The following is a 21064-nucleotide window of genomic DNA, read 5'->3' as shown; positions in this document are numbered from 1 at the left end:
GCGGTTCTCGGCCGCCGGAAGAGCCACTCCCTGAACCGCCTACCCTTGTCACATGAGCAGCGGTGACCGGAGCGGGGCAGTGGACGTCAAAACGTACGAAGTGCGCACTTATGGGTGCCAGATGAACGTTCACGATTCCGAGCGGCTCTCCGGTCTCCTGGAGGGTGCCGGTTATGTGCGCGCGCCCGAGGGTTCGGACGGGGACGCGGATGTCGTCGTCTTCAACACCTGCGCCGTGCGCGAGAACGCCGACAACCGGCTCTACGGCAACCTCGGCCGCCTCGCTCCGATGAAGACCAAGCGCCCCGGGATGCAGATCGCCGTCGGCGGCTGCCTCGCCCAGAAGGACCGCGACACCATCGTGAAGAAGGCGCCCTGGGTGGACGTCGTCTTCGGCACGCACAACATCGGCAAGCTGCCGGTCCTGCTGGAACGTGCGCGCGTGCAGGAGGAGGCGCAGGTCGAGATCGCGGAGTCCCTGGAGGCCTTCCCCTCGACGCTGCCGACCCGGCGTGAGAGCGCCTACGCGGCCTGGGTGTCGATCTCCGTCGGCTGCAACAACACGTGCACCTTCTGCATCGTCCCGGCGCTGCGCGGCAAGGAGAAGGACCGCCGCACCGGCGACATCCTCGCCGAGATCGAGGCCCTGGTCGGCGAGGGCGTCTCCGAGATCACGCTGCTCGGCCAGAACGTCAACGCGTACGGCTCCGACATCGGCGACCGCGAGGCCTTCAGCAAGCTGCTCCGCGCGTGTGGCGCGATCGAGGGCCTGGAGCGCGTCCGGTTCACCTCCCCGCACCCGCGCGACTTCACCGACGACGTCATCGCCGCGATGGCCGAGACGCCGAACGTGATGCCGCAGCTGCACATGCCCATGCAGTCCGGCTCCGACCCGATCCTCAAGGCCATGCGCCGGTCCTACCGCCAGGAGCGCTACCTGGGGATCATCGAAAAGGTCCGCGCGTCCATCCCGCACGCCGCCATCACCACCGACATCATCGTGGGCTTCCCCGGGGAGACCGAGGAGGACTTCGAGCAGACGATGCACGCGGTCCGGGAGGCGCGCTTCGCGCAAGCGTTTACGTTCCAGTACTCCAAGCGGCCCGGCACCCCGGCCGCGACCATGGAGAACCAGATCCCCAAGGAGGTCGTCCAGACGCGCTACATGCGTCTCGTCGCCCTCCAGGAGCAGATCTCCTGGGACGAGAACAAGAAGCAGGTCGGCCGCACCCTGGAGCTGATGGTCGCCGAGGGCGAGGGCCGCAAGGACGGCGCCACCCACCGCCTCTCCGGGCGCGCCCCGGACAACCGCCTCGTCCACTTCACCAAGCCGGACCAGGAGGTCCGCCCCGGTGACGTCGTGACGGTCGAGATCACGTACGCCGCCCCGCACCACCTCCTCGCCGAGGGCCCCACCTTGAACGTGCGCCCCACGCGCGCGGGCGACGCGTGGGAGAAGCGGAACGCGGCCGAGGCCGTCAAGCCAGCCGGCGTGATGCTGGGCCTGCCGAAGATCGGCGCACCCGCACCGCTGCCGGTCGCCACGGGGAGCGGTTGCGGCTGCGACTGAGGTTGTCGCGCCCCGCTGAGCGCGACGCCGGGTCGACGTCGAGTCGACGGCGTGGCCATGCGGACTGTCCGCCTGTCCGCGTGACGTGTCGGGGCGCCTTGTTAGTGTTCCGGCCATGCTCGTAGCCGCTGCCGTCTGCCCCTGCCCGCCGCTTCTCGTCCCCGACGTCGCCGCAGGTGCCGCGCCCGAACTGGCCGCCGCGCGGGCCGCGTGCACCGACGCACTGGGTGTGCTCGCCGCCGCGCGGCCCGACCGCCTGGTGGTCGTCGGGCCCGCCGAGCAGAGCGGGCGCGGGCCGCATCCTGAGGGCACCCGGGGTTCGTTCCGAGGCTTCGGCGTGGACCTCGACGTACGGCTGGGCGGGGACGGGAACGGGGGCAGAGGTACGGCGTCGGAGCGTGAGCTTCCGCCCTCGCTCGCCGTCGCCGCGTGGCTGCTGGAGCGGACCGGATGGTCCGACGCCCCGATCGGGGGACTCGGCGTGGGGGAACCTCTTGAGGCCGAGCGGTGTATTCAAACCGGGAGGGACATCGTCGCGCAGGCCGACCGGGTCGCGCTGCTGGTGATGGGCGACGCCAGCGCGTGCCGGACGCTGAAGGCGCCGGGCTATCTCGACGAGCGGGCGGCACCCTTCGACGCGGAGGTCGCGCGGGCGCTGGGGGCGGCGGACGTGGCGGCCGTCAAGGCGCTGGACGCCGAGCTGGCGTACGAGTTGAAGGCGTCCGGACGCGCGCCTTGGCAGGTCCTCGCGGGCGCGGCTGAGGGCGCGGACCTCGGCGGTGCGCTGCTGTACGAGGACGCGCCGTATGGGGTCGGGTACGTGGTTGCTACCTGGTCGTAGGCGCGGGCGTGTGGGGCGAGGGTGGCTTGCCCTGTGTGACGTTGCCCGTGGGTGGTCTCAGCGTCGCCGGTGGGGCGCAGGGTGGGCTGTGCGTCGCCGAGGCAGGTGCCGCGTGGCGTGCGTTACGCCCCGTGTGGCAGCGACGCGAGCACCGTAGGAAGGCGGCCCCTCTGTGGCCAGCGGGCGGGCGGGGCACGCGCCTGCACGCGGCGTCCGTGGCACCCATCCGTACGCCGTCTTCGTCGCCGTCGTCACGCAGGCCCGTAGGCCGCAGACGCGCGCGAGACGGCCGTAGCGCCCCTGAACCGCGTCCACTCGACCCTCCCTGAATTGAACGCATCTCCGATGTCCGAACCGCCCCCCACGAAACGGCGGACGGCCGTGGAGCCATACGCCCCGCGGCCGTCCGCCGATCGATGTGCAGGTGCCGTTCAGGAAGCCGGCGGGGCCGAGCCAGGCGGCGTGGTGGTGCCGCTGCCCTCCGCCCCCGTGCTCCCAGTGCTTCCCGTGTCGCCCTGGTGCGCGAGTCGGTCCATGGCGTCCTTGGCCTTGCCCGTGCCCGTCTGGATCTTGTCGCTGTACTTGCCCTTGGTTTTCTCGTCGACCATTTTCGCGGCCTTGTCCAGGCCGTTCTCGATCTTGCCTCCGTGCTGCTGCGCGAGGCCCGAGACCTTGTCCTTCGCCGGGGCGAGTTTGGCCTTGAAACTGTCCATCAGACCCATGGTTCACCTTCCCACGCGGGGCAGTTATGTGCGGGCGCCTTCACCGGCCTCGTTGTCGGCGGCGACTTCGGCGGACTGCTGCTTGGGGATCTCGACGCTGTCGACACCATCCGCGGCCTCGGCGGCTTCGACGGCCTCCGTCGCCGTCATCTCCGCCGTGTCCTCGCTCCCCGTCTCCGTCCCCGCCTCGGTCTCCGTCGCCTCGTCCGCCGCCTCAGCCGTCAGGGGCTCGGTCGTCTGCGCGTCGGCCTGTGCTTCGGCGGTTGACGCCTCCTCCGTAGCCTTCGACCTCCGAAGAAACCGGTCAAAAACGCCCATATCAACTCCATACGTTACTCGTGCGGGCGAAATCCCGCGTAGCCCGGTGCGTCCGTTTGCGTCGCCCGGGTCACCGCCTCCCGGAACCGGCGGCGGGTTACCTCGCAACGGGCAACGACCCCGCGCGCGTGCTGTCACGTAACTCGTTCGAGGCGAGGGTCCGACGTTTGCGAGACTGGGAACGTGAGCAGCGCACCCCCCGCCCCCCGAGTCATCGCCGTCGTCGGACCGACCGCGGCCGGAAAGTCCGATCTGGGCGTCTTCCTGGCCCAGCGCCTAGGTGGCGAGGTCGTCAACGCCGACTCCATGCAGCTCTACCGAGGGATGGACATCGGCACCGCCAAGCTGACGCCCGAGGAGCGCGACGGCGTCCCGCACCACCTCCTGGACATCTGGGACGTCACGGTCACGGCGTCCGTCGCCGAGTACCAGCGGCTCGCCCGTGAGCGCATCGACGCCCTGCTCGCCGAGGGACGCTGGCCGATCCTGGTCGGCGGCTCCGGGTTGTACGTGCGCGGGGCCGTCGACAACCTGGAGTTCCCCGGCACCGACCCCGAGGTCCGGGCCCGCCTGGAGGAGGAACTCGCCCTGCGCGGCTCCGGCGCCCTGCACGCCCGCCTGGCCGCCGCCGACCCCGAGGCCGCGCACGCGATCCTGCCCAGCAACGGCCGCCGTATCGTCCGGGCCCTGGAGGTGATCGAGATCACCGGCAAACCCTTCACCGCCAACCTCCCCGGACACGACTCGATCTACGACACCGTCCAGATCGGCGTCGACGTGGCGCGCCCCGAACTCGACGAGCGCATCGCGCGCCGGGTCGACCGGATGTGGAGCGCCGGGCTCGTGGACGAGGTGCGGGAGCTGGAGGCGCGCGGGCTGCGCGAGGGGGTCACGGCGTCCCGCGCGCTCGGCTATCAGCAGGTGCTCTCGGCGCTCGCGGGGGAGTGCACGGAACAAGAGGCGCGTGCGGAGACCGTGCGTGCCACCAAGCGCTTCGCGCGCCGTCAGGATTCGTGGTTCAGGCGCGATCCGCGGGTGCACTGGTTGAGTGGGGCTGCGGCGGATCTCACAGAACTTCCGCACCTGGCACTGGCGTTGGTCGAACGACCGGTCACAGCCTGATCACGTCATGGCATCGGGACGCTCCGGCCGCGGTTCGGGCCTCCGGGGGCGTGCCATCATCGAGCTTCGATCGACCAAGTGGAGTCCGAGTTGGGAGGGCGCGTGGCGATGGAGGCCGGCCCTCGCGACACCGCAGAAGGCATCGAGCAGGTCACCGCGGACCGTGGTGAACCGGAAGAGGGCGACGGCCGGCTGAGCCCGGACGGCCCGGACGAGACCCAGGGCGGTGTGACCGCCGACGGTCCTGATCCCGACGAGATGTTCGCCGGACCCGAGGTCGAGGTCGAGCTCCGCCCGCAGCGCCGTCTGCGCATCTGGCAGCTCGCCCCCATCGTGGCGCTGGCCGCGGTCGGCTCCCTGATGTTCGCCTTCCCGCTCGCCTTCGACTTCGGCGACAGTGGGGCCGTGGTCGCCATGCTCGGCCTGCTCATCTGCTCCTGCGCGGCCGGCTGGGGCACGACGGCCGCCCGCCGCGTCGGTTACACCTGGCCCGGCTTCCCGCAGCGCGGCTCCGGGCGCCGCCCGGACTGGCGTGTCGTCATCGCGTACGCCCTGGTGGTGGCCCTAGTGGTGGTCCTGGCCGTGTGGCGCGTGGCCAGGCTCCGCTAGCGGCCGAGGCCGGTCACCGGGGTCATCGGGTTGTCATAGCCACCCCGTACGATCGAGGAATGAGCACGCGGATCGCCTTCCTCAAGGGGCACGGCACCGAGAACGACTTCGTGATCGTCCCGGACCCCGAGAACGCCATCGACCTCTCCCCGGCCGCCGTGGCCGCCCTGTGCGACCGCCGCGCGGGCATCGGCGGCGACGGACTGCTGCACGTCGTGCGGTCCGCCGCGCACCCCGAGGCGCTGGACATGGCGGCCGAGGCGGAGTGGTTCATGGACTACCGCAACGGCGACGGGTCGATCGCGGAGATGTGCGGAAACGGCACGCGTGTGTTCGCCCGCTATCTCCAGCGAGCCGGGTATGTGGCCGAAGGCGACTTCGCGATCGCCACGCGCGCGGGTGTGAAGGCCATGCACATCGCCAAGGACGGTGACGTCACCACCGGCATGGGCAAGGCCCGTCTCCCCGAAGGAGACGTCACGGTGAGCGTCGGCGAGCGCAGTTGGCCCGCGCGGAACGTGAACATGGGCAACCCGCACGCGGTCACCTTCGTCGACGACCTCGCGCAGGCCGGCGACCTGTACTCCCCACCGCCCTTCAGTCCGGCCGCCGCCTACCCGGACGGGGTGAACGTGGAGTTCGTGGTCGACCGCGGCCCCGGGCACGTCGCCATGCGCGTGCACGAGCGCGGCGCCGGCGAGACCCGCTCGTGCGGCACGGGCGCGTGCGCGGTCGCCGTGGCCGCCGCCCGCAGAGACGGCGCCGACCCGGCCGTCACCGGGACGCACGCGACGTACACCGTCGATGTGCCCGGTGGAACGCTGGTGATCACCGAGCGGCCCGACGGTCAGATCGAGATGACCGGTCCCGCGGTGATCGTCGCCGAGGGCGAGATCGACGCGGAGTGGCTGGAAAACGCCATCCGCTGAATGGGTGAATCGCAGTCCTGGCCGCTCCGGACACCCTGTTCCGAAGTCTCAGGCGTCCGGCGCGGCTCGAAACCACGGCTGACCTCATATGGCGTGGCGCAAAACCGTAAACCTGCCGACCTTCGCTCGAATGGGTGATCCGTTTCACGCTCGGCGAGAGGCGGTCAGTCGCACGTGGTGGGCTCGGTAGCATCAAGCACCGGCCCGGACGGGGGATCGTCACCATCCCCTGAGCCGAGTACGCCATGGGGCACCCGTCCGCCGGTCAAGCAGCCGGAGGTGCCCATGAGTGCGGAGGCCACGAACCCTGCGACCCCAGGCCCTGTGACCAACACAGTGCCCCGCAGGAAGGCCCGCCCCCGGATCGACCTGCGCCGGCTCGGCCGGGCCGCCCTGCTCGGCCCCACCGCGCGCGACCGGCTGCCCGACGCCATCGGCCATGTCGCGGAGGCGCATCGCGCCCACTATCCCGACGCCGACCTCGAACCGCTGCGCCGCGCCTGGGTCCTGGCCGAGTCCTCGCACCGCGGCCAGATGCGCAAGAGCGGCGAGCCGTACATCACGCACCCCCTCGCCGTGACCCTGATCCTCGCCGAACTCGGCGCCGAGACAACGACGTTGACGGCCTCTCTGCTCCACGACACCGTCGAGGACACGGAAGTGACCCTCGATCAGGTCGGCGAGGAGTTCGGCGCCGAGGTGCGTTATCTCGTCGACGGCGTGACGAAGTTGGAGAAGGTCGACTACGGGGCCGCGGCCGAGCCGGAGACCTTCCGCAAGATGCTCGTCGCCACCGGCAGCGACGTCCGCGTGATGTCGATCAAACTCGCCGACCGGCTGCACAACATGCGCACCCTGGGCGTGATGCGCCCCGAGAAGCAGGCCCGCATCGCCAAGGTCACCCGGGACGTCCTCATCCCGCTCGCCGAACGGCTCGGCGTCCAGGCGCTCAAGACCGAACTGGAAGACCTGGTCTTCGCGATCCTCCACCCCGAGGAGTACGACCACACACGCGAGTTGATCGTCGACAACGCCTCCCGCACGGACGATCCGCTCGCCGAGGTCACCGACGAGGTGCGCACCGTCCTGCGCGACGCCGGCATCCAGGCCGAAGTCCTCATCCGGCCACGGCACTTCGTCTCCGTGCACCGCGTCGCCCGCAAGCGCGGCCGACTGCGCGGCGCCGACTTCGGCCGCCTCCTGGTGCTCGTGAACGAGGACGCGGACTGTTACGGCGTCCTCGGTGAACTGCACACCTGCCTGAAGCCCGTCGTCTCGGAGTTCAAGGACTTCATCGCCGTACCCAAGTTCAACCTGTACCAGTCGCTGCACACCGCCGTCGCCCACGCGGACGGCCAGGTCGTCGAAGTCCTCATCCGCACCCACCAGATGCACAAGGTCGCCGAGGCCGGCGTCATCGCGCTCGGCAATCCCTACGCTCCTCCTTCGGAGGAGCAGCAGGCCGCGAACGACGGTGAGCGCGCCGACCCCACCCGGCCCGGCTGGCTCTCCCGCCTCCTCGACTGGCAGGAGGGCGCGCCCGACCCCGACACCTTCTGGTCGACGCTCCGCGAGGACCTCGCCCAGGACCGAGAGATCACCGTGTACCGGCAAGGCGGCGGCACGTTGGGCCTGCCCGACGGCGCGACCTGTGTGGACGCCGCGTACGCGCAGTACGGCGAGGATGCCCACGCCTGCATCGGCGCCCGCGTCAACGGCCGTCTGGCGACCCTCAGCACGGCCCTGAAGGACGGCGACACCGTCCAGCTCCTCATGGGCCAGGACCCGGCCTCCGAGCCCTCCAGGGAGTGGCTGGAGCACGCGCACACGCCCGCCGCCCGGATCGCCATCCAGCGGTGGATCGCGGCGCATCCCGGAAGCGGCGACGGAGCGGGCGCGGAGGCGGACGCCGGGGCGCAGAGCGTCCGCTCGGCGCCCCCCGCCTCCGAAGACACCCCGGACACCACCACCCCAAGCCCCGCCACCCCCGTCGTGGACCAGCCCGGCGCGACCGTACGGCTCGCGGGCTGCTGCACGCCCGTACCGCCCGACGAGGTCACCGGGTTCTCGGTACGCGGCGGGGTCGTGACCGTCCACCGTGTGGAGTGCAGCGCGGTGGCGCACATGAAGAGCGTGGGGCGCGCGGAGGTCGGAGTGCGCTGGGGCGACACCACCGAGTGCCGGGTCACGCTGGTAGCCGAATCGTTCGGCCGCCCGCATCTGCTCGCCGACCTCACCGAGGCGATCGCCCTGGAGGGCGCGGAAATCGTCTCGGCGACCGTCGAACCCCCGACCCAGCAACGCGTCCGACACACCTACACGCTCCAACTCCCGGACGCCGCCCACCTCCTGACCCTCATGCGGGCGATGCGCAACGTACCGGGCGTCTACGACGTGAGCCGCGCGCAGCACCACAACACGACGGCCCTCTGAGGCGGGCGCGGGCCCTCTGGGACACGCGTCCGCCCTGAGCGCCCCCGGCGCACCGGGACACACGCCGGCCCACGCCCCCCGGTGCACCGAGCGCCCCGTAGGCCCTCGGGAGACCCCGTTCGAGTGGGCCGGGCGCGAGTCGTCGCCGTGGGGCACGCGCGCGCTGGTAGCGGTGGTGCATGCTGCTCACCCCTCGCACCGGCACGACCGGCATCGGCATCTCCCGCACCGGCTCCGGTGATCCGGCTTCCCGGCCGCGCACCAGGAACTCCCGACGGCTGAAGGCGGCGCTGCTCGCCTCCGCCGTGTCCGTCTGTCTCGTCGCCGCGAGCGCTCCGCCCACGCCCCTGGGCGTCGGTGACCGTCTCTTCCCAAAGCTGGGCAACCCGGGCTACGACGTGGCGTCGTACGACCTCTCCTTCACGTATCCCGGCAGTAACAGCAAGCCGCTCCAGGCCGTCACCACCATCGACGCGTGGACGACCGAGACGCTGGACCGGATCAACCTCGACTTCGCGCACGGCACCGTGGACTCGGTCGAGGTCGACGGGCGGCCGGCTACCTTCGCCAGTGCCGGCGAGGACCTGGTCGTGACTCCGGAGAGGCCGATTTCCGAGGGGAGCTGGACGCGGATCACCGTCCGGCACACCAGCGACCCCGTGTCCGCCAAGGGCCAGGACGGCGGCTGGGTGCGCACCAAGGACGGGCTCGCCATGGCCAACCAGGCCGACGCCGCGCACCTGGTGTTCCCGTGCAACGACCATCCCTCCGACAAGGCGATGTTCACCATCAGGGTCACCGCCCCCAACGCCTACACGGCCGTCGCCAACGGGCTGCCGGCCGGCGTCGACAAGGTCGGCGGGAACACCACCTGGACGTACCGCACCCAGCACCCCATGGCCACCGAACTCGCCCAGGTGTCCATCGGCCGTTCCGCCGTGCTGCACCGCACCGGACCGCACGACCTGCCGATGCGCGACGTCGTGCCCGCCGCGGACCGCGCGAAGCTCGAACCGTGGCTCAAGAAGACCCCCGACCAGATCGCCTGGATGGAGAGCAAGGTCGGCCGGTACCCCTTCGAGACGTACGGGCTGCTCATGGCCGACGCGTCCACCGGCTTCGAACTCGAGACACAGACGATCTCTCTCTTCGAGAGAGATCTCTTCACCGAGCCCGCCTACCCCAAGTGGTATGTCGAGTCGATCATGGTGCACGAGCTGTCCCATCAGTGGTTCGGGGACAGCGTCAGCCCCCGCACCTGGTCCGACCTGTGGCTCAACGAAGGACACGCCACCTGGTACGAGGAGCTGTACGCGGAGGAGAAGGCGCACAGGCCGATGGAGACGCGCATGAAGGCGGCCTACGCGGCCTCCGACCGCTGGCGCGCCGCCGGTGGGCCGCCCGCACGCCCCAAGGCGCCCGCGCCCGGCCAGAAGATCAGCATCTTCCGCCCCAACGTCTACGACGGCGCCGCCCTGGCCCTGTACGCACTGCGCCAGGAGATCGGCCGCCCGGCCTTCGAACGCCTGGAGCGCTCGTGGGTCCACATCCACCACGACGGCACCGCCACCACGGCGGACTTCGAGGAACTCGCCTCCGCGATCTCCGGCCGCGACCTGAGCGACTTCTTCAAGGGCTGGCTCTACGGCGAGAAGACCCCGCCGATGCCGGGTCACCCGGACTGGAAGTCGCAGGCACCCGTGAAGTAAGGCGGTGACGGGGCAATAAATAAGGCAGTGACGCGGCGATCCGTGCCGTGCGACCATCGTCAGGTCGGCGGCGCGGGTCACCGGGGACACACCCGGCAGCCACCGGGAATCTCCGGAGGCGCTCGCACGTTATGACCTTCGCAGGACTCCCATCGACGTAAGGACCCAATGACCTCCTCTTCTTCCCCTTCCCAGGACACTGAGCGCCTCGCGAACGCCTACCCCGAAGGTCTTCGGGCCGATGCCCTGATGGAAGAGGACGTCGCCTGGAGCCACGAGATCGACGGAGACCGGGACGGCGCCCAGTTCGACCGCTCCGAGCGCGCGGCCCTGCGCCGCGTGGCAGGCCTCTCCACGGAGCTCGAGGACGTCACCGAGGTCGAGTACCGACAGCTCCGCCTGGAGCGCGTCGTACTCGTCGGCGTCTGGACCACGGGAACGGCCCAGGACGCGGACAACTCGCTCGCCGAGCTGGCCGCCCTCGCGGAGACTGCGGGCGCGCTCGTCCTCGACGGTGTCGTCCAGCGCCGCGACAAGCCGGACGCGGCCACCTACATCGGTTCGGGCAAGGCGAACGAACTGCGGGACATCGTCCTGGAGACCGGCGCCGACACCGTCATCTGCGACGGTGAGCTCAGCCCGGGCCAGCTGATCCACCTCGAAGACGTCGTCAAGGTCAAGGTCATCGACCGTACGGCCCTGATCCTCGACATCTTCGCCCAGCATGCCAAGTCCCGAGAGGGCAAGGCGCAGGTCGCGCTCGCGCAGATGCAGTACATGCTGCCGAGGCTCCGTGGCTGGGGTCAGTCGCTGTCCCGTCAGATGGGCGGCGGCTCGGGCGGCGGCCTCGCCACCCGTGGTCCCGGTGAGACCAAGATCGAGACGGACCGGCGTCGTATCCGCGAGAAGATGGCGAAGATGCGCCGGGAGATCGCGGCCATGAAGACGGGCCGCGACATCAAGCGCCAGGAACGCCGTCGCCACAAGGTGCCCTCGGTCGCGATCGCCGGTTACACCAACGCAGGCAAGTCGTCTCTGCTCAACCGCCTCACGGGCGCGGGCGTGCTGGTCGAGAACGCGCTGTTCGCGACCCTCGACCCGACCGTGCGCCGGGCCGAGACCCCGGGCGGACGGCTGTACACGCTGGTCGACACCGTCGGATTCGTCCGGCACCTGCCGCACCACCTGGTCGAGGCCTTCCGTTCCACGATGGAGGAGGTCGGCGACGCCGACCTGATCCTGCACGTGGTGGACGGTTCGCACCCGGTCCCGGAGGAGCAGCTGGCTGCCGTACGCGAGGTGATCCGGGATGTCGGCGCCACGAAGGTGCCCGAGATCGTCGTGATCAACAAGGCGGACGCGGCGGACCCGTTGACGCTCCAGCGGCTGATGCGGAACGAGAAGCGTTCCATCGCGGTCTCGGCCCGCACCGGCCAGGGCTTCGACGAGCTGCTCGCGCTCATCGACAGCGAACTGCCGCGCCCCTCGGTCGAGATCGAGGCGCTCGTGCCGTACACCCACGGCAAGCTGGTCGCCCGCGCCCACTCCGAGGGCGAGGTGATCTCCGAGGAGCACACCCCGGAGGGCACCCAGCTCAAGGTGCGGGTGCACGAGGAACTGGCGGCGGATCTCGCGCCGTACGTCCCGGCACCGCTGGCCTGACCGGCCGTAGCAAAGGCTGTTGAGCAGGCCGTGGAAACGCGGTCGTAGAACAGCCCGAAGGCCCGCCTCCATGTTTTCCCGGGGGCGGGCCTTCGGCGTGCGCGCGTGTGTGCGGGTCACTGACCGCCGTACGTCTTGCTCATGTTCTCGTAGAGCAACTCGGCGGTGGTGCCGAGTTGGGGGCCCGCGAGCCAGGTGTTGTCGGACGGGCCGATCGAGGTGTTGGAGACCAGCTCGGTCTTGCCGTTCACCACGCGGAACCAGCCGCCGCCGGACGAACCGCCGGTCATGGTGCAGCCGATGCGGTACATCGTCGGCAGGGTGGTGCTGAGCGACAACCGGCCCGGCCGGTCCAGGCACTTGAACATCTTCAGACCGCTGTACGGCGGCGCGGCCGGGTAGCCCCAGGCGCCCATCGAGCCGACCTCGGTCGCGGAGGGCGCCGAGAAGTCGACGTCGAGCGCGGCGCCGACCGTCTCCTCAAGGGACTTGGAACCGGACTGCGGCTTCACATGGAGGATGGCGTAGTCGTACGCGGCACCCGCGCCGCCCGTCTCCGAGCCGCCCTGGATCCACTGGTTCGAGGTCGAGGCCCAGTCCGCCCACCACTGGCCGTAGGGAGCGATTTCCGACGCTGAGGCGTTGCTCAGTTGGGACGCGGACTCACCGAGGTCGTTGTACGAGGGCACGAACTCGATGTTGCGGTACCAGCCGCCGTCCTTGCCCGCGTGGACGCAATGGCCCGCCGTCCAGACGAGGTTGGACTTGCCGGGGTGGTTGACGTCCTTGACGACTGTGCCGGAGCAGACCATCGAACCCTCGGGGGAGTCGAAGAAGACCTTCCCGACCGGGGCCGCGTTCTGGTGGTACGGCGTCTTCTCGGCCGCGGCCTCGACGGGCGCCGGGTCCGGGTCGCTGACGCCCTGGTCGGCGGCGGCGTCCTTCGTGGAGACCGTCTTGTTGGCCTCCTCGGCGGACCGCATCCGCTCGGGCTTCCACAGCCCCTTGATCACAGGGTTGACGAAGTCCTTGGCCTCACTGAGCCACTTGTCCTTGTCCCAGTTCTTCCAGCCGCCGTCCGCCCACTTGTCCACGTCGACGCCGTGCTCCTTGAGCTTGTCGGCGACGGACGACGGAATCCGGACCTTGTCCTGGCCGGAGGCCTGAGTCGCGGTGGCGGCGGGCTTGTCGCTCGATGAGTCGCCGCCGTTGCAGGCGGTCGCGGTGAGCGACAGGGCCGCGACGAGACAGGCGGCGGCCAGGCCGGTGCGCCGCCCGCGCCGAGACGATGCGGGCGTACGTGTGGAACGCATGGTGCGATAACCCCCGTGGAAACTGCTGATCTTCTACTACCGATCGCGTACTACTGACCGTGTACTGCTGATCGTTCTACGACACCCCACTATGCCCGGGGAGTTGGGGACGAACGCCGGTGAGGCGGTGAGGTTCCTGTGAGACACCCCGCCGACGTCTGTCCCCCGACTGTGCCTGCCGCTGCTCCTACTGCCCGGCGAACTTCTTGCTGACCGAGTCGTACACACCCTTGGCAACATCACCCAGCCGCGGACCCGCGAGCCAACCCGAAGTCACCGGGCCGATCGAGGTGTTGGACACCAGCGTCGGTTTGCCGTCGGTGCCCGTCTCCACCCAGCCGCCGCCGGACGAACCGCCGGTCATGCTGCAGCCGATGCGGTACATCGTCGGGTCCGAGGCGTTGATCGACAGCCGCCCCGGCTTGTCCGTGCACTGGTACAGCGTCGAACCGTCGTACGGCTTCGCCTCGGGGTAGCCGGTCGCGGTGATGCTGGACACCTTCGGAACGGCCGGCGCGTTGAAGTCCACCGGCAGTGCCGAACCGACTGTCTCCTCAAGGGACTTGCCCCCGTTGCCCTTCTCGGGCGTCACATGGATCACGGCGTAGTCGTACGACGAACCCTGCCCGCCCGTCTCGCCGCCCTGGTCGATCCACTGCTGCGAGGTCCGCGCCCAGTCGCCCCACCAGACACCGTACGGAGCGACCTGGTCCCGGGTCTCGCTCTCCAACTGCGCTGCCGTCCGGCCCGCGTTGTTGTACGACGGCACGAACGCGATGTTGCGGTACCAGCCGCCCTTCTTGCCGGCGTGGACGCAATGGCCCGCCGTCCACACCAGGTTGGACTTGCCCGGGTGCGCCGGGTCCTCCACGACCGTCGCCGAGCAGACCATGGTGCCCTCGGGGGAGTCGAAGAACACCTTGCCCGCCGTCGCCGCGTTGGCGTGGTACGTAGGCGACACGGCCTTCGCGTCCACCACCGTGGGCGTCGGGTCGGTCACACCCTGGTCACCGGAGATGTCGTTGGTGTCGACGCCCGTGTCCGGGTCGTTGGCGTCCCGCATCCGGCCGGAACTCCACAGCCCCTTGATGATCGGGTTGATGTAGTCGTCGGCCTCGCGCAGCCAGTCGTCCCTGTTCCAGTTCTTCCAGGCGCCCTTCTTCCACTTGTCGATGTCGATCCCGTGCTCTTTGAGCTTGTCCCTGATGTCGTCCGGGATCTTGATCTTGCCGTCACCGGTGTCACTGCTGGTGGCGGACGCGGTGGGCTTGCCATCGGCCTTCGTGCCACTGGAACCGCACGCTGTCGCGGTGAGCACGAGCGCCGAGGCGACGGCAACTGCGGCCAGCGCGGGGGAGGTTCCGCGACGCGCGCCCCTCCCACGACGGGCGGTGAAGGACGGCCGTATCGATCGCATGGTCTTGACTCCCCCTGGGTGAACGGATGGTGCGCCACGGCTGTGATCTCAGCCGGAACTCATGGTGAGTTCACGCGGAACTCACGGCCTTCGGGAACGGCACCACACACTATGCGCTCGCTGTGGGGGGCTTCCCACGGAACGGCAACGGTTCCGTCACGGCAAGGATCTTGAGGCGACCCGTAACCCCGTGGGCGGTGTGGGGTTGGTAGCCACGGGGAGCTTGCTGTCGATGCGCGGTTCCCTGCGCCCGTCTGGGCGGGCTCCGCGGTGTGTCTGCGGTGGTGGGTTGGGGGTCCAGGAGGGGTGGCTTGGGGCGTTGGTCGGTGGGCGGGCAGTACGAGGGGCCCCTGGGGCGTCAGTTGGGGTGCGGGCGGTAGGCGAGTGCCCTGCGGAAGTGCATCGGTACGTCGGCTGGCCCGCACTGGTACGGCCCGCGCCGGTACGTCGACCGGTCGTCGCCGGTACGTCCAGGTGACCGCTCCGGAGAACGTAGCGCCGCCGGACACCAACTCGGGTGACCTGGAGCACCAGTTGCAGAGCAGCCAAGCTCAACGCCCGTCAGAACACCGGGTCTTGACCCCACATGATTCCCACTCCGAAACACCTCCCGAGGAACAGTCTTGAATTCCACACCCACCTCTGACGGTCACTCCCACGAGGCGAGCCTTCGACACACGCAGACCCTGACGGCGTCGTCGTCCGAGTCCGTTCCCCGGCAGCAGCCCCGGAGCCCAGAAGTAGGTCAGCCGCGAGGCACAACCGCCGACCTCCTGGAGCACCCCGACCCGCACACCGCCGCCCAGACCGCAGCCGTCGAGAACCTCCTGCGTTGCTGGGTACGAGAAACGAACCTCCCCGCCCCCGCCAACGGCACCCTCCACATCCCCCTCCCCGCCAGCGGCACAGCCCTGCACGCTCAGGTCCACTACTGGTCCCCGACGGGCTGGCACCGCTTCGGCCTTCCGTATCTGTCCGAAGCTCCTCACGGCGCACCACCTGCCGACGCGGTGACGGTCGCGGCACTGCTCGCCAGGGAGGCGGTTGTGCGCGACGGCGGCTCAGCAACGGGTGCTGATACAGCGGCCGTTGCCTCTGCGGGAGCGGTGTCGCAGGGGGGCGGCCGTGTTGCCGGGGGCGCCGACGTATCGGCAATTCCCGGCGCCACCTCGGTTTCGGCGGTTCCCGGCGTCCTCCCGGTCGTTGACGAGGCGGTGACAGCGGCAGCGACAAGGTCACCCGCAACCGCAACGGCGACCGAAACCGTGACCGACCTGGTGGCCCGCGTAGCCGACTCCGTCCGCCGTACCGTCACCTTCATCACCGACCGCCGCGCACACCCGGCCGACGGCCCCGATCTCTTCCTCGCCGCCGAACAGGCACTTCTGCTCGGTCACCCGTTGCACCCGACCCCGAAGAGCCGCGAGGGCCTCTCGGAGGCCGAAGCCCGCCTGTACTCACCGGAGTTGCGCGGCTCCTTCCCGCTGCGCTGGCTCGCTGTCGCCCCTTCCGTACTCGCCACCGACTCGGCGTGGACCGAACGCGGCCGACCTGTCCCCGCCGCTCACCTCACGGCCCGACTCGCCGGCCCCGAACTGCCGTTGCCCGAGGGCCATGCCGCTCTTCCCCTGCATCCCTGGCAGTGGCGCGAGATCCAACACCGTGCGGATATCGCAGCCTTGCTCGACGCCGGTCTGATCCAGGACCTCGGCACCCATGGCGCCCCGTGGCACCCCACCTCCTCCGTACGAACCGTTCACCAATCCGGCGCCCCCGCCATGCTCAAGCTGTCTCTGGGCCTCCGCATCACCAACTCCCGCCGTGAGAACCTCCGCAAGGAACTCCACCGAGGCGTCGAGGTACACCGCCTGCTACGCACCGGCCTGTCCCGGCACTGGCACGCCGCCCACCCGGGCTTCGACATCGTCCGCGACCCGGCGTGGCTGGCCGTCGACGCGTTGGACGAGTGCGGCGCCGACCCGGGAGAGAGCGGTGCTGACCGTGTCGGCCGTGGCGAGCGGGGTGCCCGCGTGCCCTTGGCCGGAATCGACGTGGTGATCCGGCACAACCCGTTCAGCGTGTCCGACGACGTGTGCTGCATCGCCGGGCTCGTCTCACTCCGGCCGTACACCGTGCGGAGCGCCACCGTCGTCGGACCGGCGGCAACCTCGCACACCAGCCACTCCGAGTCCGGCGCACCGCTGTTGCGGTCCCGTCTGGCCGAGGTCGTCACGGACCTCGCCGCGCGGACCGGCCGGTCGCGTGGCGCAGTCGCTGCCGAGTGGTTCCTGCGCTACCTGGAGCAGGTCGTCCGTCCCGTGCTGTGGCTGGACAGTGAGGCGGGGATCGCCCTGGAGGCGCACCAGCAGAACACCCTGCTTCTGCTGGACGGCGAAGGCTGGCCCGTGGGTGGCCGCTACCGCGACAACCAGGGCTACTACTTCCGCGCATCCCGACGCGCGGAACTCGACGCCCGGCTGCCCGGCATCGGCGAACACAGCGACACCTTCGTCTCCGACGAGGTCACCGACGAACGCTTCGCGTACTACCTCGCGATCAACAACGTGCTCGGTCTCATCGGGGCGTTCGGTTCGCAACGTCTCGCCGACGAACGGCTGTTGCTCTCCGCCTTCCGTCGCTTCCTCGGCGACGTGGCCTCGGGTCCTGCCCGGCTGCGCACCTCCCTGCCGGCCCGCCTGCTCGACTCACCCGTCCTGCGCTGCAAGGCCAACCTGCTGACCCGGCTGCACGGCCTCGACGAACTCATCGGCCCGGTCGACACCCAGTCCGTTTACGTCACCATCGCCAACCCCCTTCGTTCCTGACCGTCACCGGCTCCGAACGCCACCAGCTTCTCCCGACTTCGATCACCACCGGCCCTCTTCAACCCCGACCATCGCCAATCAACCCCGACCACCACCAACTCCTTTCGCCCCTGAGGAACATGACCCACCCCATCTCCAGAGAGGAGTGCCGCCGTGCCTCCCACCGATGCGAGCGCCGACACCGCGACTGTCCCTGGCTCCAACCTGGGCGTCAGCGCGAGTGCGAGCCAGAGCCCAGGCACGGACGGGGAGGACACCCTCGACCTACGTCTGCCCGAGGAGTTCATCGTGCTCTGGGCCGAGGCGGACGCAGCCGACGTGGTAGCTCAGTGCGCGGTTGCACCCCGTGCGGCAGCCCATGACGCGGTAGACCACCACGCATCCGCCCCCGATACAGCCGGCCCCGACGAGGCCGACACCATCGGCCTGGGGAACCCGCCTGAGGGCACGGAAGGCACGGCCCAACCCAACTCCGCCGTCCCGCCCGACGTAGACGCCCCGCCTACCTCTGACATCTCGCCCAACTCCTATATCCCGCCCGGCGACGACCTCCTCGACCGCGTCGCCGACTGGGGGCCGACCCACACCCCCGCAGGCACCTTCCACCTCCTCCCCGTCCATATCGATCGCGACCTTCCGCTGATCAACCGCTGGATGAACGACCCTGCTGTCGCAGAGTTCTGGGAACTGGCCGGCCCTCAGGCGCTGACCGAGGACCACCTGCGCGCCCAACTCGCCGGCGACGGACGCAGCGTTCCCTGTCTCGGCGTGCTGGACGGCACCCCGATGAGTTACTGGGAGATCTACCGGGCTGACCTCGACCCACTGGCCCGCCACTACCCCGCCCGACCGCACGACACCGGCATCCACCTCCTCGTCGGTAACGTCGCCGACCGAGGACGAGGGCTGGGCGGCACTCTCCTCCGGGCCGTTGCCGATCTCGTACTCGACAAGCGCTCCACCTGCGCCCGCATCGTCGCGGAACCCGACATTCGCAACACCCCTTCCGTAGCCGCTTTCCTGGGCGCCGGTTTCCGGTTCTCCGCCGAGGTCGACCTGCCCGCAAAGCGGGCCGCCCTCATGGTCCGAGACCGTTCACTGCGCGATCTGCTGTAACGCCACGGTGCAGCGCCATCACTTTTGGTACACCGCTCGGCTCGATCCGGTTCCCACTTCCTCGAATTGGATTCCGGACGTCGTCGCCTCGGCCTCCGTGCCCCAACCCCCGGCCCCACCGACCGAATCCGACCGCTCCCACCCCGAACGGACCGGATCCTCGAAGAATCCGGGATCACCCTGCCGAACCAATCCGAGCCACCGAACCAATCCGACCTCACCCCCAACAACCCGAGCCACCGCGAACCAAGCCAGCCCCCGACCGAAGCAAAACAACCCCAATTTCCCCCCGCCCGTCCGCCGCGAACCAACCCCCTCCGCCCCAAACCCATCTCCACCCGACCCGACCCGATCCCACCCGAACAAAACCCACCCCCATCCAAAAGCCCCCGGTCTTGATCAACCCCCTGCCCCCAGCCTTGATCGCCCGGCTGTCAGTCCCGCCCCGTAGGCTGGTCGCGCTATGACGAAGCCCTCACTCCCTGAACTCCTGCATGCTGCCGTCACTGCCGTCGGCGGTTCGGAGCGCCCCGGCCAGGTGACCATGGCCGAAGCCGTCGCGGAGGCGATCGACGACGGCTCCCATCTGCTGGTCCAGGCCGGCACCGGCACCGGAAAGTCGCTCGGCTACCTCGTGCCCGCGCTCGCGCACGGGGAGCGTGTGGTCGTAGCGACCGCCACGCTCGCGCTCCAGCGCCAGCTGGTGGAGCGCGACCTGCCGCGCACGGTCGACGCGCTGCATCCGCTGCTGCGCCGCCGCCCCCAGTACGCGATGCTCAAGGGCCGGTCGAACTACCTGTGTCTGCACCGGCTCCACGAGGGCATGCCGCAGGACGAGGAGGAGGGCCTCTTCGACCAGTTCGAGGCGGCCGCCCCCACCAGCAAGCTGGGCCAGGACCTGCTGCGGCTCCGCGACTGGACGGACGAGACCAAGACCGGCGATCGGGACGACCTCACACCCGGAGTCTCCGACCGGGCGTGGGCGCAGATTTCGGTGTCCTCCCGTGAGTGCCTGGGCGCCCAGAAGTGCGCTTACGGGGCGGAGTGTTTCGCAGAGGCGGCCCGCGAGCGCGCCAAGCTCGCCGAGGTCGTCGTCACGAACCACGCGCTGCTCGCGATCGACGCCATCGAAGGCGCCTCCGTCCTCCCCCAGCACGAGGTGCTGATCGTCGACGAGGCCCATGAACTGGTCTCGCGGGTCACCGGAGTGGCCACCGGCGAGCTCACCCCGGGTCAGGTCAACCGCGCGGTGCGCCGGGCCGCGAAGCTGGTCAACGAGAAGTCCGCCGACCAGCTCCAGACCGCCGCCGAGGGCTTCGAGCGGCTGATGGAGCTCGCTCTGCCGGGCCGCCTGGAGGAGGTCCCGGAGGACCTCGGTTACGCGCTCATGGCGCTGCGCGACGCCTGCCGTACGGTGATCTCCGGGATCGGTGCCACCCGCGACAAGTCCGTGCAGGACGAGGACGCGGTCCGTAAGCAGGCGCTGGCCTCCGTGGAGAGCGTGCACGACGTGGCGGAGCGGATCACCAACGGCTCCGAGTGGGACGTCGTCTGGTACGAACGCCACGACCGCTTCGGCGCCTCCCTGCGCGTCGCCCCCATGTCCGTGTCGGGCCTGCTGAGGGAGAAGCTCTTCACGGACCGCTCGGTGACCCTGACCTCGGCGACACTGAAGCTCGGCGGCGACTTCAACGGCGTAGGGGCCTCCCTGGGCCTCGCCCCCGAGGGCACCGCGGGCGACGACCTGCCGCAGTGGAAGGGCGTCGACGTGGGCTCGCCTTTCGACTACCCGAAGCAGGGAATCCTGTACGTCGCCAAACACCTGGCACGCCCCGCGCGGGACGGCGATCGCGCCGACATGCTGGACGAGTTGACGGAGCTGATCCAGGCGGCCGGCGGTCGCACCCTGGGCCTCTTCTCCTCGATGCGGGGTGCCCAACTCGCCGCCGAGGAGCTGCGCTCCCGCGTCCCCGAGTACCCGATCCTGCTCCAGGGCGAGGAGACGCTCGGCGAGCTGATCAAGAACTTCGCGGCCGACCCGAAGACCTGTCTCTTCGGCACGTTGTCCCTCTGGCAGGGCGTCGACGTCCCCGGAGCCAGCTGCCAGCTGGTCGTCATGGACAAGATCCCGTTCCCGCGCCCGGACGACCCGCTGATGAGCGCCCGCCAGAAGGCGGTTGAGGACGCGGGAGGCAACGGCTTCATGGCCGTGGCCGCCACGCATGCGGCGCTCCTCATGGCCCAGGGCGCCGGCCGTCTCGTCCGCGCGTCGGGCGACCGAGGTGTGGTCGCCATCCTCGATCAGCGGCTGGCCACCGCCCGCTACGGCAGCTATCTCAAGGCGTCACTGCCCGACTTCTGGTACACCACGGACCGCAACCAGGCCCGGAGGTCGTTGGCCGCGATCGATGCGAAGGCGAAGCAGGAGGAAGCCGAATCGGAGTGAACCGGGACGGTGTCGGCCCGGCGCGCCGGGCC

General features: G+C 70.0%; 15 protein-coding genes. 11 read left to right on the top strand and 4 right to left on the bottom strand.

Translation table 11 applies throughout. The annotated features are described in order from the left end of the window. The first annotated feature begins 52 nt into the window (after nt 1-52). On the top strand, nt 53-1570 hold the full coding sequence (miaB, locus tag ACFWP5_RS17765) for a tRNA (N6-isopentenyl adenosine(37)-C2)-methylthiotransferase MiaB (RefSeq protein WP_384156670.1): 1518 nt from the start codon (nt 53-55) through the stop codon (nt 1568-1570). A gap of 115 nt (nt 1571-1685) precedes the next feature. Beyond that, the gene (locus ACFWP5_RS17760; protein WP_384156667.1) at nt 1686-2411 is read left to right on the top strand and encodes a class III extradiol dioxygenase subunit B-like domain-containing protein; all 726 of its coding nucleotides are present in this window, start codon (nt 1686-1688) and stop codon (nt 2409-2411) included. A 431-nt stretch (nt 2412-2842) separates the two neighbouring features. On the opposite strand, the gene ACFWP5_RS17755 is transcribed toward ACFWP5_RS17760, so the two are convergent. After that, a complete protein-coding gene (locus ACFWP5_RS17755; RefSeq protein ID WP_384156665.1) occupies nt 2843-3133 on the bottom strand; it encodes an antitoxin in 291 nt (96 codons plus the stop codon). A 24-nt stretch (nt 3134-3157) separates the two neighbouring features. Continuing rightward, nucleotides 3158-3451: a hypothetical protein gene (locus ACFWP5_RS17750; RefSeq protein ID WP_384156662.1), complete on the bottom strand. Its 294-nt coding sequence runs from the start codon at nt 3449-3451 to the stop codon at nt 3158-3160. A 183-nt stretch (nt 3452-3634) separates the two neighbouring features. Here ACFWP5_RS17750 and miaA point away from each other — a divergent pair, with 183 nt between their 5' ends. From miaA to hflX, 6 genes are all read left to right on the top strand, one after another. Further along, nucleotides 3635-4573, top strand: coding sequence for a tRNA (adenosine(37)-N6)-dimethylallyltransferase MiaA (gene miaA / locus ACFWP5_RS17745; RefSeq protein ID WP_384156659.1), 939 nt, complete (start codon nt 3635-3637; stop codon nt 4571-4573). Between the two features lie 108 nt (nt 4574-4681). Continuing rightward, nucleotides 4682-5182 carry a hypothetical protein gene (locus tag ACFWP5_RS17740; protein ID WP_384156761.1) on the top strand — a complete coding sequence of 167 codons (501 nt, stop codon included), beginning with the start codon at nt 4682-4684 and terminating at the stop codon, nt 5180-5182. 59 nt (nt 5183-5241) lie between these two features. Next, complete coding sequence (gene dapF, locus ACFWP5_RS17735; protein ID WP_384156656.1) at nt 5242-6111, top strand: diaminopimelate epimerase; 870 nt, start codon at nt 5242-5244, stop codon at nt 6109-6111. 285 nt (nt 6112-6396) lie between these two features. Beyond that, nucleotides 6397-8544 (top strand): RelA/SpoT family protein, encoded by a 2148-nt coding sequence (locus ACFWP5_RS17730; protein WP_384156653.1) that lies wholly within the window; start codon nt 6397-6399, stop codon nt 8542-8544. Nucleotides 8545-8723: 179 nt separating this feature from the next. Further along, the gene (locus ACFWP5_RS17725) at nt 8724-10253 is read left to right on the top strand and encodes a M1 family metallopeptidase (protein ID WP_384156650.1); all 1530 of its coding nucleotides are present in this window, start codon (nt 8724-8726) and stop codon (nt 10251-10253) included. 168 nt (nt 10254-10421) lie between these two features. Beyond that, nucleotides 10422-11915 (top strand): GTPase HflX, encoded by a 1494-nt coding sequence (gene hflX, locus ACFWP5_RS17720; protein WP_384156647.1) that lies wholly within the window; start codon nt 10422-10424, stop codon nt 11913-11915. A gap of 116 nt (nt 11916-12031) precedes the next feature. On the opposite strand, the gene ACFWP5_RS17715 is transcribed toward hflX, so the two are convergent. Both ACFWP5_RS17715 and ACFWP5_RS17710 read right to left on the bottom strand, forming a co-directional pair. Then, nucleotides 12032-13228: a trypsin-like serine peptidase gene (locus ACFWP5_RS17715; RefSeq protein WP_384156644.1), complete on the bottom strand. Its 1197-nt coding sequence runs from the start codon at nt 13226-13228 to the stop codon at nt 12032-12034. 187 nt (nt 13229-13415) lie between these two features. Further along, nucleotides 13416-14645, bottom strand: a complete 1230-nt coding sequence (locus ACFWP5_RS17710) for a trypsin-like serine peptidase (RefSeq protein WP_384156641.1) — start codon at nt 14643-14645, stop codon at nt 13416-13418. Between the two features lie 623 nt (nt 14646-15268). Between ACFWP5_RS17710 and ACFWP5_RS17705 the strand changes: the two genes are divergently transcribed. The 3 genes from ACFWP5_RS17705 (at nt 15269) to ACFWP5_RS17695 (ending at nt 21032) form a co-directional block, all read left to right on the top strand. Next, entirely contained in the window at nt 15269-17470 is a 2202-nt protein-coding gene (locus tag ACFWP5_RS17705) for an IucA/IucC family protein (RefSeq protein WP_384156638.1), read from the top strand. A 153-nt stretch (nt 17471-17623) separates the two neighbouring features. Then, entirely contained in the window at nt 17624-18586 is a 963-nt protein-coding gene (locus tag ACFWP5_RS17700) for a GNAT family N-acetyltransferase (RefSeq protein WP_384156635.1), read from the top strand. Between the two features lie 463 nt (nt 18587-19049). Then, nucleotides 19050-21032, top strand: a complete 1983-nt coding sequence (locus tag ACFWP5_RS17695) for an ATP-dependent DNA helicase (protein WP_384156632.1) — start codon at nt 19050-19052, stop codon at nt 21030-21032. Nucleotides 21033-21064 lie beyond the last annotated feature (32 nt).

The sequence above is a fragment of the Streptomyces sp. NPDC058469 genome (assembly GCF_042721125.1).
Classification (GTDB): domain Bacteria; phylum Actinomycetota; class Actinomycetes; order Streptomycetales; family Streptomycetaceae; genus Streptomyces.
Note: the sequence above shows the minus strand (reverse complement) of the source record. Positions and strands in the feature narration are given on the sequence as shown.

Bases quoted from the DNA above. Each gene is read 5' to 3' on its own strand.
- ACFWP5_RS17755 (WP_384156665.1), bottom strand. From the start codon at position 3,133: ATGGGTCTGATGGACAGTTTCAAGGCCAAACTCGCCCCGGCGAAGGAC.
- hflX (WP_384156647.1), top strand. From the start codon at position 10,422: ATGACCTCCTCTTCTTCCCCTTCCCAGGACACTGAGCGCCTCGCGAAC.
- ACFWP5_RS17760 (WP_384156667.1), top strand. From the start codon at position 1,686: ATGCTCGTAGCCGCTGCCGTCTGCCCCTGCCCGCCGCTTCTCGTCCCC.
- ACFWP5_RS17740 (WP_384156761.1), top strand. From the start codon at position 4,682: ATGGAGGCCGGCCCTCGCGACACCGCAGAAGGCATCGAGCAGGTCACC.
- ACFWP5_RS17730 (WP_384156653.1), top strand. From the start codon at position 6,397: ATGAGTGCGGAGGCCACGAACCCTGCGACCCCAGGCCCTGTGACCAAC.
- ACFWP5_RS17715 (WP_384156644.1), bottom strand. From the start codon at position 13,228: ATGCGTTCCACACGTACGCCCGCATCGTCTCGGCGCGGGCGGCGCACC.
- dapF (WP_384156656.1), top strand. From the start codon at position 5,242: ATGAGCACGCGGATCGCCTTCCTCAAGGGGCACGGCACCGAGAACGAC.
- ACFWP5_RS17725 (WP_384156650.1), top strand. From the start codon at position 8,724: ATGCTGCTCACCCCTCGCACCGGCACGACCGGCATCGGCATCTCCCGC.
- miaB (WP_384156670.1), top strand. From the start codon at position 53: ATGAGCAGCGGTGACCGGAGCGGGGCAGTGGACGTCAAAACGTACGAA.
- ACFWP5_RS17710 (WP_384156641.1), bottom strand. From the start codon at position 14,645: ATGCGATCGATACGGCCGTCCTTCACCGCCCGTCGTGGGAGGGGCGCG.
- ACFWP5_RS17695 (WP_384156632.1), top strand. From the start codon at position 19,050: ATGACGAAGCCCTCACTCCCTGAACTCCTGCATGCTGCCGTCACTGCC.
- ACFWP5_RS17750 (WP_384156662.1), bottom strand. From the start codon at position 3,451: ATGGGCGTTTTTGACCGGTTTCTTCGGAGGTCGAAGGCTACGGAGGAG.